This window comes from Streptomyces sp. NPDC051109, from assembly GCF_044455885.1.
Taxonomy (GTDB): domain Bacteria; phylum Actinomycetota; class Actinomycetes; order Streptomycetales; family Streptomycetaceae; genus Streptomyces.
Genome location: NZ_JBITFF010000023.1, coordinates 52857 through 67175 on the forward strand (window position 1 = coordinate 52857; position 14319 = coordinate 67175).

At 67.7% G+C, this 14319-nt stretch carries 12 protein-coding genes and 5 pseudogenes; 7 read left to right on the plus strand and 10 right to left on the minus strand.

The features are described 5' to 3' along the window. Positions 1-92: 92 nt before the first annotated feature. From ACIBAD_RS31425 to ACIBAD_RS31445, 5 genes and pseudogenes are all read right to left on the minus strand, one after another. Positions 93-698, minus strand: coding sequence for a hypothetical protein (locus ACIBAD_RS31425; RefSeq protein ID WP_398910059.1), 606 nt, complete (start codon positions 696-698; stop codon positions 93-95). 68 nt (positions 699-766) lie between these two features. Beyond that, positions 767-1555 carry a hypothetical protein gene (locus ACIBAD_RS31430; RefSeq protein ID WP_398910145.1) on the minus strand — a complete coding sequence of 263 codons (789 nt, stop codon included), beginning with the start codon at positions 1553-1555 and terminating at the stop codon, positions 767-769. 656 nt (positions 1556-2211) lie between these two features. Next, a pseudogene (locus ACIBAD_RS31435) lies at positions 2212-2946 on the minus strand (pentapeptide repeat-containing protein); the annotation flags it as partial. A 692-nt stretch (positions 2947-3638) separates the two neighbouring features. After that, positions 3639-4271: an SMI1/KNR4 family protein gene (locus tag ACIBAD_RS31440; protein ID WP_134068530.1), complete on the minus strand. Its 633-nt coding sequence runs from the start codon at positions 4269-4271 to the stop codon at positions 3639-3641. Between the two features lie 407 nt (positions 4272-4678). Beyond that, positions 4679-5182 (minus strand): hypothetical protein, encoded by a 504-nt coding sequence (locus ACIBAD_RS31445; protein ID WP_398910061.1) that lies wholly within the window; start codon positions 5180-5182, stop codon positions 4679-4681. A 107-nt stretch (positions 5183-5289) separates the two neighbouring features. Here ACIBAD_RS31445 and ACIBAD_RS31450 point away from each other — a divergent pair. The 5 genes and pseudogenes from ACIBAD_RS31450 to ACIBAD_RS31470 form a co-directional block, all read left to right on the plus strand. After that, positions 5290-5673: pseudogene (locus ACIBAD_RS31450) on the plus strand (transposase); the annotation flags it as partial. Positions 5674-5726: 53 nt separating this feature from the next. Further along, complete coding sequence (locus tag ACIBAD_RS31455) at positions 5727-6194, plus strand: HIT family protein (RefSeq protein ID WP_398910063.1); 468 nt, start codon at positions 5727-5729, stop codon at positions 6192-6194. Positions 6195-6466: 272 nt separating this feature from the next. Next, on the plus strand, positions 6467-6892 hold the full coding sequence (locus ACIBAD_RS31460; RefSeq protein ID WP_134068528.1) for a DUF4259 domain-containing protein: 426 nt from the start codon (positions 6467-6469) through the stop codon (positions 6890-6892). A 692-nt stretch (positions 6893-7584) separates the two neighbouring features. After that, the gene (locus tag ACIBAD_RS31465) at positions 7585-8325 is read left to right on the plus strand and encodes a DUF6193 family natural product biosynthesis protein (protein WP_398910066.1); all 741 of its coding nucleotides are present in this window, start codon (positions 7585-7587) and stop codon (positions 8323-8325) included. A 424-nt stretch (positions 8326-8749) separates the two neighbouring features. Next, positions 8750-9112 carry a hypothetical protein gene (locus tag ACIBAD_RS31470; protein WP_398910068.1) on the plus strand — a complete coding sequence of 121 codons (363 nt, stop codon included), beginning with the start codon at positions 8750-8752 and terminating at the stop codon, positions 9110-9112. 67 nt (positions 9113-9179) lie between these two features. On the opposite strand, the pseudogene ACIBAD_RS31475 reads toward ACIBAD_RS31470, so the two are convergent. From ACIBAD_RS31475 to ACIBAD_RS31490, 4 genes and pseudogenes are all read right to left on the minus strand, one after another. After that, a pseudogene (locus ACIBAD_RS31475) lies at positions 9180-10031 on the minus strand (IS481 family transposase); the annotation flags it as partial. 331 nt (positions 10032-10362) lie between these two features. Continuing rightward, positions 10363-10581, minus strand: coding sequence for a hypothetical protein (locus ACIBAD_RS31480; protein WP_134068525.1), 219 nt, complete (start codon positions 10579-10581; stop codon positions 10363-10365). A 334-nt stretch (positions 10582-10915) separates the two neighbouring features. Further along, positions 10916-11569 (minus strand): annotated as a pseudogene (locus ACIBAD_RS31485) (ImmA/IrrE family metallo-endopeptidase); the annotation flags it as partial. Positions 11570-11587: 18 nt separating this feature from the next. Continuing rightward, on the minus strand, positions 11588-11719 hold the full coding sequence (locus ACIBAD_RS31490; RefSeq protein ID WP_398910070.1) for a hypothetical protein: 132 nt from the start codon (positions 11717-11719) through the stop codon (positions 11588-11590). 221 nt (positions 11720-11940) lie between these two features. Here ACIBAD_RS31490 and ACIBAD_RS31495 point away from each other — a divergent pair. Together ACIBAD_RS31495 and ACIBAD_RS31500 are read left to right on the plus strand one after the other, a co-directional pair. After that, a pseudogene (locus tag ACIBAD_RS31495) lies at positions 11941-12297 on the plus strand (glycosyltransferase); the annotation flags it as partial. Between the two features lie 87 nt (positions 12298-12384). Further along, positions 12385-13446: a serine hydrolase domain-containing protein gene (locus ACIBAD_RS31500; protein WP_398910072.1), complete on the plus strand. Its 1062-nt coding sequence runs from the start codon at positions 12385-12387 to the stop codon at positions 13444-13446. 51 nt (positions 13447-13497) lie between these two features. Here ACIBAD_RS31500 and ACIBAD_RS31505 read toward each other — a convergent pair whose 3' ends face one another. After that, entirely contained in the window at positions 13498-14040 is a 543-nt protein-coding gene (locus ACIBAD_RS31505; RefSeq protein WP_398910074.1) for a hypothetical protein, read from the minus strand. Between the last annotated feature and the right edge of the window lie 279 nt (positions 14041-14319).

The window sequence follows — 14319 nt, forward strand, 5'->3', positions numbered from 1 at the left end:
CCTCGGTCATCCGGCCCGCGTCGCTCCGATTCGGGGGAGAGCGGTCTGTCCGGGTGGGTTCACCCCTCGCCCCCGCGCGGCAACGCCCAGCCTCACACGGTCGAGGGGGGCAATAGCGACTGCTGTGGAGCTGCCTTTGGACGGGCTGTTTCCGGCCCCCGTGGCGCTGTCGACCGCGGGCAGGCCCGGCTGCCGTCACACGTCGCCGGCACCGCCCTGGTCGGCAGCATCCAGCCACTCATCCCACCCCGGCTCCGGCCCCTGCGCCCGGTACGTTGATGCCAGACGGCGGGCAGGGGGTTCTTACCGGCGGCCGAAGTGCTTCTGCCAGGCGTTGCGGCGGTCGGCGGGGTGCTGGAGTGGGGGTCGAGGAGGTAGACACCGTCGTTGAACGCTTTGAATCCGACCGACTCCCACACTTTCGCGATCTTGGCCTGGGCGGCCTGGTATCCGGGCTCGTCGTCGTCGAAATCGCCGTCCGTGGGCGCCGGCTCGCACGCCACCGTGCAGCATCCGGCGGCCAGCCGCCGGATCGCCTCCGCCGCGGCCAAAGCACCGATACCGAACCTGCGCCACTCGGGCCGGATCCAGACCCGGTCCATGATCAAGAGGTCCCCGGAGGGGCAGTCGATGCGTTCCTCGAATTCGGGCGACCAGTGAAAGCCCGGCGTCATCGCGTAGGCGGGTTCCGTGCACACCGAGACGATCTTCTCGGTGTCGCCCGTGTGGGAGTCGGCGGCTTCCCACGCGGGGTCTTGGGTGAAGTTCAGCGGGTGGGCTGCGGGCTGGGTTTCCGCTGTGGCGAGTCTCTGGGTGCCTTCCGCTGCGAAAGCCGGGCACGCCGCGGCTCGGGGGTGTCGGCGGGTGTGCGGGGGCCGGTGCCCAGCGAGCGGCGGGTGATCACCTGGACAGTGTCGTGCGGCGCTGGGCCCTGGCGCCACCGGCGTGCCGACTTGGCCTTGGGGGATCGCTGGCGATGAGTAGCGGTTGTGGGTTCGTCTGCTGGACACCTGGCGGGCGGGGTCAGCGTTTGATGCGTCCTCTTACGGCGAGGATGGCCAGGGCGAGGAGAATGGGTTCGATGGCGGGAGGTCATTTCGATGTAGGTGCCGGTGGTGGTCAGGTCCTGACCACTGGAGCGGAAGACCACCGAGTTGAGCGTGGTGCTCAGGGCCTTGTCGAACCGCTTGCCGGTGAATCTGTCCCCGGTGGGATTCTGTGGATCTGCCTTGTCGATCACCAGAGCGGCCTTGCCTCCTCCGCGCGGCTCGGCGCCGGTCGCCTTCTGCTTCGGCGAGGCCTGGGGGATTCCGAAGCCCATAAGCAAAATGATCGTCGCCAGCATGGCGGCAGCGAGCCAGCCGAGAGCGCGGGAGGCGCGCAGGCCGTAGCCGGAGAGCAGCCAGTAGCCGTGCAGCAAGCCGCGTTCGGCGGACGGGGTGCCGGTGCGGTCGTGGCGGCGCATCTCCATCTCGCCGTAGTAGAAGTCGGCCGCTCCCGGTTCGTTCTTGCTGTCCTCGAACGCCTTACGCAGTCGCCGGTAGGTGGCGGCCACGTCCTCCGGGCGGGGATGAGGCCGGTGTCAGGATGGTGTGGTCCGGTGCGCCAGACGCGGGGTGAGGGCGGCAGGCCCGGGGCCGGAGCGGGCTGGTCGGCGCTGAGGGCCCGCCAGTGGTGTTCCTCGGCGAGTGTGCGCCTGTGGGTCCACCGCACCGGCAATAGGCCGCGGCGGTGCCAGCCGGTGGGGGTGGGGGCGAAGGTGCTGCGGCCTTCCAGGCGGAGCTGGTCGAGGTGGAAGGCCCCGGTAAACAGGCAGTCGGTCAGGTCAGTGTCGGTCAGGACCAGGTGCGCGGCGTCCACACCCTGCACCGAAGCCACCCGCACCCCGGCGGGTCCGGCCAGCATGCTCTCGTCCACCGGCCCGAAGCCGGCGGGGTGGGCGGTGACCGCTACGGGGGAGGACAGCACCGAGTGGCTGAGGTCCACCAGGGCGTGGCGCAGGCGCACCGTCGCTGTCGATTCCCACCGGGTCCGCACACAGCGCACCTCACGCGCCGCGATCTCCAGCGTCACCGGCACCTCGAACACCGCACCAGACAGATCAACCACCCGCCCACACACCACCGGCCCGAGCCACGACAGCACCGTGAACCTGGCCCCGACGAACCGGACGTCGCTGGAGAACTGTGCCTCCTCGAACATGGCGTCGCTGGAGAACTGTGCCTCCTTGAACAAGGCGTCGCTGGAGAACTGTGCCTTGCGAAAATAGGCGTGGCCGGAAAATTGCGCCTCGCGGAACCCGGCGTCGCCAGAGAACTGCGCCTTGGGGAACCAGGCGCCGCCGGAGAACTGCGCCTCGACGAACCCCGCAATTTTGGCGAACTGCGTCCTGTCGAACAAGGCGTCACCGCAGAACCGTGCATCGCAAAACCAGGCGTTCCCGGAAAACTGCGCCCTGCGGAACCCGGCCTCGCCGCAGAACTGCGCCTTGTAAAACCAGGCGTCCCCGGAGAACTGCGCTTCGCTGAACATGGCCTTCCCGGAAAACTGCGCCTCGCTGAACCTGGCGGGCCCGGAGAACTGGGCTCCGCTGAACTCGGCGTCGCCGGAGAACTGCGCATTGTGGAACCAGGCGCCGCGGGAGAACTGCGCCCTGCCGAACCTGGCGTCGCCTAGGTGGGTCTTTTGGGTAGTGGGGTCGAACAGTGCTCGGAGGAGTGAGATGAGAAGTGGTTGGGTGAAGGGGGTGCCGCGGTGGTCGATGTGGTTGCCGGGCGCCAGGCTGGCCAGGTAGGTGTTGCGGTCGGTGTCGGTCAGGTGGGCCAGGCATGCGGTTTGGCCGGGGACGTGGATGCCGGGGCAACCGACGGGGTCTGTGGCGGGGTCCGCGTCGTGTGCCCAGTGCGGCCAGGAAGGCGCAGCTGGCATGGGGACCGGTGATGTCATGTGGAGGTGACTCCGATGGCGTGTCTCGTGACGGGCGGGGTAAGAGCCGGTCCGGGTCAGGTCCTGCCGCCGCGGAGGGGTCGCCGGTTTTCCCGCGGCGGCGACCTTCGGCCTGGTAGTCGTTCCCACGCGGCCCGCCGCACACCCGCCAGCACCCGCCGCTTCCCACGGATCCTCCAGTGAGTCACTCCTCCGGCCTAGCCTGCCGGCCTGGTCACGGCGGCCCAGACGCGTTCAGTAAAGCGAACACCCAACCGCTACCCATGGGCGTCGCGTCGTTGCTTCCCGGGGCCGATTCCGCGCGTGGCCGCGCGCACGCGTGACTCCGTGCGGATAGCAGTGTTCGGGGTGCATACAACGGTTTCGGGGAGGCCTGGGTGGGCTCGTCCCGGACGCCGTTGGGGGCTGCGGTGGCCGGTTCTGGGAACCATTGAATGGGCCCGGGGAGCGTGAATAGGTCCCTGCCGGTGCACTGCGCCCATGGCGGCCGAGCGGGACTTCTTCCCGCCGGTCATGCCCTCCCTCACCGAGACGGAAGTCGCGTGGCGGCTCCATCGGGTGGCTTTGTACGCAGTAGCGAGAGCGCATGTTGGTCGGCAGCGAGAGCACCCGTTTCCCCGTGAGAGTGATGTCGCCGAGTTTGGAAGTCACTGACGGCTGGGTCGGCGTCTTGAGGGGGCTCCGCGATGGGGTCACGGAGTGCGGATTGATCGATGTACTGGGTTACCGCAGCGAGGACTGGCTGTGGCGCGGAAACCCCATGGGGCGGTCGCGATGGTTGCCGGGGAGGCCAGTCCCAGCGCGCGGTTGTCCTTGCCGTCCCGCATGTGGTTGAGCCACCGTTCGTACCAGCTGAGGAAGTCGGGTGCGGAGGAGACGTTCGGGGGCCAGAAGCCGTCCGCGTTGCCCGTGACCACACGGCCGGTGAGGGGGCCCGTCACTGCGATCAGGCACAGATCGCTGCAGCCCATCTCGATGATGTGGAGGAACAGGTCACCCTGCAGCGCGTCCGGGTGGTAGGCATGAGTGAATCCCCGCGGGCTGCCGTCCGCCGGTTTCCGGTTCATCGTGAACAGCCTGCACTCCTCCAGTGGAAGGAGACCGTAGAAGGGGCCGGCACCGCTGCCCCCGAGTTCCATGAGGAACGCTCGGTAGGCCGCAGGCAGGACGATGCGGTGCTCCGCCTCGAAGGCGTCGGCTTCCGAAGCGCTGATGCGCGGGCCGAGGCGGAACTGGTGGCGCTCCGCACACACCGAGTGGCTTAGTTGCGCCTGGTACGGGATCTTCGCCAGCTTGGAGCGTATGCGGGTGATGCGGGAGTCCATCGGAGGATCTCTTCTCTCGTCTCCGAGACTCTACCGATCGGTCCGGCAGAGACACATCCACGGGTCTGGAGAGCTCCTGCCTACGGGCGCGGCCGCCGACCTGGTCGCGGCTGGCGGCGATGCCGGCAGCACGGTGCGCAGTGCGCGACGCCTGGGGTTCGGAGTGCATGTCCCCACCGGGTCAGCGGCACGCCTCCCGAACTCGTGAACATCGACTTGGCCGCCTTCGGGGTGCCTCCCGCGCTCATCGACAAACGACTCGCGTTCTCGAACCGACAGCAGATGTGCACCACTTCGGGAGTCACTTGAGTGAGTCCCGAAATCGAACTGGGTCTCTCCCTCGGATCAGCCCCGAGCGGGGGAGAGACCAATTTGATGCCACCGCAGGATCATGAGTAGCTCTCGCTCTACCTGGCGTCGAGCGCGGCCGCGATGCCCTCAAGGATCCCAATGAACTCGTCGGCCGGGATCTCGACCCCGAAGACCGCACCGGCGTCTTCGGGGTGGCTGACCAGGTGCTCCTCACGCCAGAACTCCAGCGTGATCACCAACCGGTCCTCTTCGCGGAACAGGTAGGCCATCACGTTGTCGGTGGTGGGCCCCCAGAGCAGGACCCGAGACCGGCTGCACAGCTGGTAGTCGGCTTCGGACTCGTCGTCGTGCCCCGCGTGCTGCCTGAGACGCCGGTGTGTGGCCTCGGCGGACAAGCCGGCGAATGGCAAGGAAGAACCTTCGCCGGACCGAAGCCAGGCAGCGGTGTCCAGCACATCGCGGCGGAACTGGCGGACATACACCATGTTGTCGTCGCAGGTCAGCCACTTTCCAGCCGCCCAGAGGTCGACCCGGCACAGTGGGCCCGGCTCGCCGACCTGTGCGGCGAACCTGGAGTTGTCTCCCAGCACCACGTTCATGCCGGTGACCGTCGCAGGTTCAGCCCTTTGTGAACAACCGAATACTTCGCCGGTCCAGTGGCCAGCGGACCTCAGTAGAAATCAAACGGCCGCTGACCCGGGTGACACCCCGCGTGGTGACGAGATGGATACTCAGCCGACCCGAGACACTGACCGAGATCGAACAGCTCCGGCTCAAGACCGTCCTGGCCAACTGCCCGGAACTCGATGCCCTGACCGGTCACGTCCGGTCCTTCGCCCAGATGCTCACCGAACGCCAGGGCCACCGGCTCCCGCAGTGGCTCGACGCGGTCCGCCGAGACGACCTGCCCGGCCTCCACACCCTTGCCGCAGGTATCGACCGAGACCGCGACGCCGTCATCGCCGGCCTCACCCTGCCCTGGAGGTCCGGCGTCGTCGAGGGACACGTCAACCGAATCAAGATGTTCAAGCGCCAGATGTTCGGACGCGCCGGCATCCAACTCCTTCGGAAAAGGGCTCTCCTAGCGTGACTGGTGACTGACGCCAACAGGCTTTCGCAGAGAGACAGTTATGATCTCGGTTCATGACGACTCCCGACTGCTACACATGCAGCAAGGAAGCAGATTTCGACAACCTTCCACCACGCGAGTGCGTGGTGTATGACCAGCACTGGCGGGTGGCCCACGCCTTAAACACCGCAGTGCCGGGCTGGCTGGTGCTGCTGCCTCGGCGTCACGTTGCCGCAGTTCATGGCCTCACCACCGCTGAGGCATCTGCCCTAGGGGTGTGGCAGGTCGAGCTTTCTCGGGCTCTCCGGAGCCTGACTGGTTGCGCCAAGACCTACGTTGTCCAATTTGCCGAAGCCGAAGGCTTCGCGCACGTGCACTTCCACATCGTTCCGCGCATGGCAGATCTGCGACCAGAGCATCGTGGGCCGGGCATTTTCGAGCTGCTTCGGCGACCAGAGCAGGAGCGAGTAACGGCTGACCAGGCAGACCAAATAGGCCACTCTCTGCGAGCTCAACTTCATGGGCACTCGAACGCTCGGTAACCAGATCACGGAATCTGAGCCAGAACCCGAGAGTGGCACTCGTGAACAAAGCCACAGCAGCGGTCTCGTCGTCGGCGGCGAGGAAGAACACCATGTCGTGGGCCATCTGAGCATGATGGCAGCCCGCTGAGCTGACACAGGTGACGGCCATCGAGGCCAGGCGACATCTGTATCGACGAGTCACATGCAGCTGAAAACCCGCTCTGGCCCAGCGGATTCTGTCAGTGGCCTCTGTCAGGATGCCCCGGTCAACATCGTGATCAGGAGAGACCATGGGCACTTGGGGCATTGGCGCCTTCGACAACGACACCGCAGCGGACTTTGGCGGTGACCTTGATGAGGTAGCTGCAGGCGAACGTGAGGGTATCGTCCGCAGTGCTCTCGCACGTGTGATCGACACCGCGGCCTACCTCGAAGCACCCGAATCCGAGGTAGCCGTAGCCGCGAGCGCGCTCGTCGCGGCGCAGTGCCCCGGGGGCGAACCGGCCGATCCAATCTATGGGCCGGAAGAGTCCCTCCCGGCTCTCACTGGCCTGCGCGATCTCGCCCTTCAGGCTCTCGACCGCATCATGACCGAACCGTCCGAGCTGATGGACCTATGGGCCGAGTCGGATGGCGGGCCCTGGCGCGCGAACATCCGCCGCCTGCAGAACGTGCTCCTGCCACAGCCATCGGGAGAACAGCTCAGCTTGATCTGACCCACCCGACCCGCACCCGTACTACCCGGAAGGTCACTATGAGCTGGGACGTCCTTCTCATGCGTCTACCCGCCGACGTCACCTCTGTGCACGAGATCCCCGCCGACTACACCCCGGACCCACTCGGCCGGCGCGACGACGTACGCGCAGCTGTTACTCATGCTTGCCCCGAAGCTGACTTCTCGGACCCAGTCTGGGGCGAGCTTTCCGGCCCGACTTGGTCCGTCGAACTCAACATCGGGTCGGAAGATCCGGTGGACTCGATCGTGCTCCACATCCGAGGCTCTGGCGACGACGTGCTGCCGCACGTCTTCCATCTTGCCGAAGCTCTGCGGTGCAAAGTGCTCGACTGTGCGAATGGGGACCTGATAACCCCTGGGCATACGTCAGGCTGGGAGGCATTCCAGGAGTACCGGGCTCGAGCGCTCGGACGCGGATACACACCGAACACGCACGTTCCGGGTTGTGGCCGCTGCTCCTTGACGCGCTGGACCCGAACGATGGCGAGTTCCGCCCTTGGGGGTCCGGGGAGGTCTTCCCTGAGCAGATGCCCTCCCCGGCAAGCCATGATCCTGCGGTGAGGAAGAGGGCAAAGGCTGGTCCCAGGGTGACCAGGCGGCAGAAATCCGCGATCAGTGAGGGAGCCGGTCTGCCTGCTCCTGGAATCAGCAGGTCAGGCATACTCAGGAGCCGTGCCTACCCCTCCTGATCCCGCCGTTCTGTACCCCGACGTCGCGACCTGCGGCAGCCTCGCCGCCGCGCTCCGGGCCGAGGCGGAAGGCCGCCTCGACGCCGTCCCCGTCACGTCCTCGGACATCGCTCCGCTGCTCCACGCGTCCGTCGCGAGCACCCTGCCGCACCGCGAGCCGCTGCGGATCAGCGCATGGGAGTACGAACGGCAGTGGTCGATCCGGGGCGAGGAGCCGTTCCAGGGCCTGCCCCTCGTCGACGGCGAGACGAAGGACCTGGCGGAGGTCGCCAGGGCCGCGCGGGCGTGGCACGACGGGGCGGCCCTGGAGGACGTCCGCCGGGCGGCCCCCTTCGTACACCTGACGGGCCGGTTCGAGGTGCCCGACAACGATCCTGTGCGTCTGACGGAATCCGAGTGGCAGGGCATGCGCCAGGAGGCGGCCGACCTGGAGTACGTCTGGCAGGAGTCGTACCAGGCCCTGATCGAGGCGGCGTACGCCGAGCCGGCGCTGCGCGCCCTCTACCCGTTCACGAGCCACTGGGCGCTGCGCTTCTCCGCCACCACCCGCCCGAGCTTGACCTTGTGCGGACCCTGCCTGACCGCGGGCAGCGACGGCACGTACGGAGTGGGAAGGGGCTTCATCACTCCAGACCTCGGCCTGTTCGCCACACCGCACGAGGCCGTGGCACTGGCCATACGCCACCTGCCGCCCGGCCTCGGCCCGGTCGCACTCGGCGGATAACCCCACCCGGCAAGCGGCCGGACCGGCAGCGCAGCAGCAGACCAATGAGATGCCGCTCACCGTCTACCAAGCGCTGTACGGGCGAAGTTCTGACCGGGGGAGTTGGCGAAACTCCGCCAACTACCCCGCTCAGTCACAGGTGTGACTGGGCACGGTAGGTGGCCCGAATGGACAACTTTGATGCCCAGAATCAGGCCGCCTGGTGAGGCTGCGGCGGGCTGCCCCTACCGGGGTATCGGGATCGGGCCCAGACGGGTAATGGGGCCTGTCAGAGGGGGCTATTAGTCTCGCTTCATGATCGGCGGGTGGTGTGTCCGCTTTGGGGAGGGGGCTGGTTGCGGAGAAAGATGGAGGACCGTCCGCGGTGGGTGTTGGATCCGCTGGCGGGGGTGGGTCCGCTGCGGTTCGGGATGGCTCCGACGAGGTGAAGGCCGCCTTGGGCGGACCGCTTACCGGCAACGGGCAGATCGCAGCAGACGGAATGTTCTGGCAGGACTATCAAAGGACGGGACTGACCTGCATCTTCGACCGGGGGAAGATCCTCGTCGCCGTGGCGGTCGATGCCCTGGAAGGCCTTCTGGTCAGGGTGGGCGAGGTGGAGCTGATCGGCCGGGTCCCCTCCGAGCTACGCGCTGATATCCATGACCTTGCCCAGTCCCAGGACGCCGGGGTGCGGGTGAACTGGAGCGGTGACCCGGATATACCTGCATGGGGGGTGTCCCTGGGAACGGGGCACGAACTGGGGCTGTCGGCCGAGGGCTGGCGGAGCAGAAGGACACGATGGTGACCTCTGCCCTGCTTGTCGGCCCCGGCTTGGCCCACGACCCCTACGCGACCGCGCCCGTCACTCACTGGAATGCTTCCATCCGTTGCCGGTCTGAGGTGTAGGGCCGGTGGTAGGCCCATTCCTCGAGCAGGGTGCGGTGGAAGCGTTCGACCTTGCCGTTGGTCTGGGGCCGCCAGGGCCGGGTCCAGCGCGGGCTGATGCCCAGATCTGCGCAGGTCTGGCGCCAGGTGTTCTTGCTGTAGGCCCAGGCGTTGTCGGTCAGGACGCGTTCGACGGTGATGCCTCGTTCCGCGAACCAGGCGGTCGCCCGTCGCAGGAAGGCAGCGCAGGTCGGGGCGGTCTCGTCGGGGAGATCTTCGGTGTAGGCGAGGCGGGTGTGGTCGTCCAATGCGGTGTGAAGGTAGGCCCAGCCCGCGCCGGTCTTGTTGCGGCGGCCCTCGGCTCGGCCGAGGGCCTGGTGGCCGCCGCCGTCGGGGATCCGGCCGAGTTTCTTGACGTCGATGTGGACGAGTTCGCCGGGCCGTTGCCGTTCGTATCGGCGTACCGGCTCGCCGGTGGCACGGTCGAGTGCCGCCAGTGGCGGCAGGCCGTGACGGATCAGGATGCGGTGGGCGGTGGAGGGTGCGATCCCGCAGCGGGCGGCTAGTCGCAGGGGTCCGATGCGGTGTTCGCGCCGCAGTCGCAGGACGTGTTCCTCGACCGTGGCCGGTGTCCGGGCGGGCTGGTGATGGGGGCGGCTGTTCCGGTCACTCATTCCGGCGATGCCCGGCGTGCGGTAGCGGCCGGCCCAGCGGGCCGCGGTGGTGTGGCTGACCTGGAAGCGTTCCGCGGCCCGCCGCACGGGCCAGCCATCGTCCACGACACAGCGGGCCAGACGAAGTCGTCCGGTCTCGGTCAGCGGGGCATTACGGTGGACCACGAGGGCCTCCTGTCTTCGGTGGAGATGTCGCAATCCACACCGAACCCGGAGGCCCTCACCCATTTCAAGAACCCAGCACGCGTGTCACCAACGTCCCGGGACAACACACCTAGAGGCTGCCCGATTCGCGACCAGCGTACGGGCCCCAATCTCTCGCCCCATGGCAGGTCCAGCCCAAGCCCCTCCAGCCGATCTCATCGGGCCCGTGTGCGATCGTCACGCCTCCCAGGTACGCTGAGCCGTCAGCCGAGGGAGAACGCTCGCGAGGGAGTCGCCCCGCAACACGTGGCTGCGGGGCGACGATTCACTTTCGCAACGGGCCTAGTGGGGTTTAGTCGACCGTCTGCCCGTCGTACATACCGCCCCTGCAGGTCGGGAGCACGGGCGTCGACCGGTCGATGGTTCCGCCGTTGTCCGTGCACTCACCCGGGGTGACGCTGGCGGGGGCGACGCTGCCGGTGGCGGCGGTGGCGGTGGCGGCGCCTGTGAGGCCGAGTCCGGCGAGGGCTGCCGTGGCGAAGACCGCGGCGAGGATTCGTCGAATGCGCATTTGGTTCGCCTTTCACAGATTGCCTCGGTTGGGGCACTAGCCAGCTTGATCTTCACCCATGTGGGTGGCACGTCATGTTGGGCCATTCGGGTGACAGTGTTGTCGGGTGCGGGGTCGGTGACGCGACCCGTCAGAGCGGATGGAAGCCCGCGCCACATCCGTGCCAGAAAGAGCGGATCCCGGCGGTCAAGAGCAGTCAAGCGCGACGCCTCGCGATTAATCACCGGAGGCCGTTTGCGCTGGTCAGCGCAACCCCCTCCGTGACGGCCCGGTGATTCCCAAGCTTATAGCGCGGGTTCGATTCCCGTCATCCGCTCTTGAATGAAGGCCCAGGTCAGCGACCTGGGCCTTCGCCATTGTCTAGACCTCCCAGTCCTTGCCGTGCCCTCAGCGTGCCCCAACTCCCGCGAATGCCCTGGCGGCAGCCCTGTACCCGCACCACATAGGCGGTGCGAGTACAGGGCTGTCTCAATATGCACGACGGACAGCTGCGGCCGGCCGGAGACAGCCGTGCGCGGGTGGCGCCACGCCCGCCGTCCTGGGCGGTAACCACCAGGCCGAAGATCAGGTCGTTGAGGTCCGAAGGACGCAGGTCGAGGTCCCGCGCGATGCCTGCCGGCGGCATCCCTTCTGTACGGAGGGCGGCGAAGACTTTGCCCAGAACCTGGGAGGTCTCCCGCGTGAGCGTGCTTTGAGGCTCCGATTTCCGGTAGCCCATGCGACTCAGCTCGACGCAGTGGGTGCGGTACTGCCACTCGGTGGTGAGGTTGAGCTCGTGGAGGCGGTGGGCCAGCGCCATGGCAGCGACCTTCCAGCGTCTCTTCGCCTGCAGGATCCAGGTGGTGGTCGGGTTTCGAGGGGCGTGTGCGAGGACGTCTGCGGCCGGCATCAGCAGGGCCGCGGCAAAACGGTGCGCTTCCCCTTCGGCCTGAGGACCGTGAGGGACCTGCTCTTCGCCGTGCAGCACCAAGTGCCCCAGCTCATGTGCGGCGTCGAAGCGTCCCCTCTAGACGGTCTTGCCGGTGTTCAGCAGCACGAAGGGGATGCCGCGGTCCCAGAAGGAGAAGGCATCCACCTCCGGGCAGTCACGGGACAACGAGAACTCCCGTACGCCATGCGCCTCTAGCAGGTGAACCATGTTGGGGATCGGCGCAACACCCAACCCCCAACGTATGCGGACTAGTTCGGCAGCGCGCTCTGCTGGACAGTTCTCGACACCGGCCTCGCCCGGAAACACCGGCTCGTCGTCGCTACCGAGACGGCTGAACGACGTCAGTGACGGAAGTTCCGGGGCGGCAGCCTGAACCGAGCCCCGATCCAGTCCTGCAGGATCCGGGCGAGGCGACCACCACTGAGGATGTCCGCTACCTCGGCTGGTTCCGCCGTCAACAGCTGTGGAAGGTTTTCGCCGACCACGACGTGCTGGCCGTGCCGTCCACCACCCTGGAGTCCATGGGGCTCGTCGCGCTCGAAGCCCAGGCCTGCGGGCTCCCCGTTCTCTACCAACCCGTACCCGGGCTCAACGAGGCTCTCGCCGGTAGCGGCATGGCCACCGACTTCACGAACCCGGCCACGGCCGCCCACGACCTCCATCGCCTGCGCACTACGCCCGGCCTGCTCGAACTGCTCCGGGCATCCGGCCGCGCCAACGCTGCCCGGTTCCCCCTCAGCTCCACCGCCACGGCCATCGCCGACCTGGGCCGAGGCCTTGCCTGATGGCACCCGTGGCGGAGCCCTCACCACCCCGGCCGCGTCACTAGCCTGGCTAGCGGACCACCCGAGACCCACGACGATCGGGAGACCATGACCCACACCGCCGACCGGATCGAAGACCTCCTGCAGACGGGCGTACGCGACGAGGTCTACCCCGGTGCGGTGTGGGCGATCGGAGACGCCGACGGCATCCAGACGAGCGGAGCCGTCGGCCTCCTCGAACCCGACCAGCCCGACGATCCCATGCGGCTGGACACCGTCTTCGACGTTGCCAGCCTCACCAAGATCCTCGCGGTCTGGTCCACGATCGGCACCCTCGTGGAGGAGGGGAAACTCCAGCTGCACGCCCCGCTAGGCAGCTTCTGGGACGAGGTCTCGGGCCACCCCTTGGCCCAGGCCACGGCCCACCAGCTCCTCACGCACACGGCCGGCCTCCCGCTGGGCGCGAACCTGAAGAACCTCTACGGCAGCGATCCCCAAGACATCCGCGACGGCGTCCTCCACGAGGCTCTCCATCGCCCGCCGGGCGAGGCCGTCGAGTACACAGACCGGGCCGCCCTCGTCCTGGGCTACCTCGCCGAAAACCTCTCGGGCCAGCCCCTGGACCGGCTCGCCACCGACCGCGTCTGGCACCCCCTGGGCATGACCCGCACCCGCTTCGGCCCCCTCCCCGCCGCCGAGGAGGTCCGCTGCGCCCCCACCGAGTACGACGAGACCACCGGCACCCACCTCAAAGGCACCGCCCACGACTTCTCCGCCCGCCTCCTCGGCGGCGTCTGCGGCATCGCCGGCACCTTCTCCGCCCTCGATGACCTGGCCCTCTTCCTCCGCCACATGCTCGCCCCCAACCGGGCCGCCTTCGGCCCGACCTGGACCAAGGACTCCCTCCGCATCCACACCGGCGCCCTCACCCCCGCCCGTGGCCTCTTCTGGCACCCCGCCCCCGGAACCGACCCCGCGCAGGACATCTGGGTCCACTACGGCTTCACCGGCACCGGCATGTGGATCAGCCCCACGCAGCACCGCTGGGCCGTTCTACTCACCAACAAGCTTCGCTGCAACCGAGATCGGGACCCCCTCACGGAGATCCGCAACGCGTTTCGGACGGCTGCGATGCTTCCCGGCAGGCCCAACTCCCTCCACCCGAGTTGATGCGGTCCACGCCGCGCTGATGCCGGCAGCTCGGACTACTGATCGCAATCGTCATGACACGCTGGTGGCGTCCCGGAACTGGTCCATGGTCATGGTCTTGTCCGCGACTGGCATGTCGAAGGAAAACGACGTGCCGAAGGAGTCGTAGGTGGTGGCGCTCGTGCGGCCGGCCCGCGTCGACTCGACCTGAATCAGCCGGAGCTTGCCGTCCTCCAGGTAGTAGACGTCCTGGGTACTTCCGGCCGGGGTCTCGAAGGCCGATGCCTGCTTGCCGTTCACGGGGCCGTCCTTGTCCGGCGCGGCCCGGACCGTCTCCGGGATCCGGTAGTACATGCCGCAGCCAGACACCGTCGTGCTGGTCACGTACGTGTCAGCAAGGCGGTCGGGGACGGTGAGCGACTGCCCGCGCTGGCGCAACGCGGCGGCGAACAGAGGTGCGCTGGTGTAGGAGGTGCCGTCCTTGCAGTAGATGTCGCCGGACACCGTCCCCGTGACCCGCATGTGCAGTCCGTGTTCGGGGTCCGACCAGGTTTCCTGCGTGGCACCGGGGAAGGCGGTGGTAGTCCCAGAGGCATGGAACGACTCGGTCAGCATCTTTCCGTTCGTGGCTTCAATCCGCACATCCGCCGTTGGCCGAGCGCCGCCGAGCCCGGCTCCGAGTCCGCCGCCAGGCGCTCCAGTGGCGGCTGTCCCCGGCTCCGCCGGGTGGCTTGTCTGCTGTCCGGCGCAGCCCGCCAGCACCAGCGCCGCGAGGGCGGCCAGCGTTGTCGCACGAAGCGGCAGGGCCTTTGAAGTACGCATCAGGTATCACTTTCCTACTGTTCGAACGAGCTGGGGCGGCAGCCCCCGTCATGGCGTGAGGTCTCGCCGCGT

Excerpts from the sequence above, each read along its gene's own strand:
- ACIBAD_RS31445 (WP_398910061.1), bottom strand. The coding sequence starts at position 5,182 with ATGAACGTGGTGCTGGGAGACAACTCCAGGTTCGCCGCACAGGTCGGC.
- ACIBAD_RS31490 (WP_398910070.1), bottom strand. The coding sequence starts at position 11,719 with ATGGTTCACCTGCTAGAGGCGCATGGCGTACGGGAGTTCTCGTTGTCC.
- ACIBAD_RS31505 (WP_398910074.1), bottom strand. The coding sequence starts at position 14,040 with ATGCTGACCGAGTCGTTCCATGCCTCTGGGACTACCACCGCCTTCCCC.
- ACIBAD_RS31500 (WP_398910072.1), top strand. The coding sequence starts at position 12,385 with ATGACCCACACCGCCGACCGGATCGAAGACCTCCTGCAGACGGGCGTA.
- ACIBAD_RS31440 (WP_134068530.1), bottom strand. The coding sequence starts at position 4,271 with ATGGACTCCCGCATCACCCGCATACGCTCCAAGCTGGCGAAGATCCCG.
- ACIBAD_RS31480 (WP_134068525.1), bottom strand. The coding sequence starts at position 10,581 with ATGCGCATTCGACGAATCCTCGCCGCGGTCTTCGCCACGGCAGCCCTC.
- ACIBAD_RS31455 (WP_398910063.1), top strand. The coding sequence starts at position 5,727 with ATGACGACTCCCGACTGCTACACATGCAGCAAGGAAGCAGATTTCGAC.
- ACIBAD_RS31460 (WP_134068528.1), top strand. The coding sequence starts at position 6,467 with ATGGGCACTTGGGGCATTGGCGCCTTCGACAACGACACCGCAGCGGAC.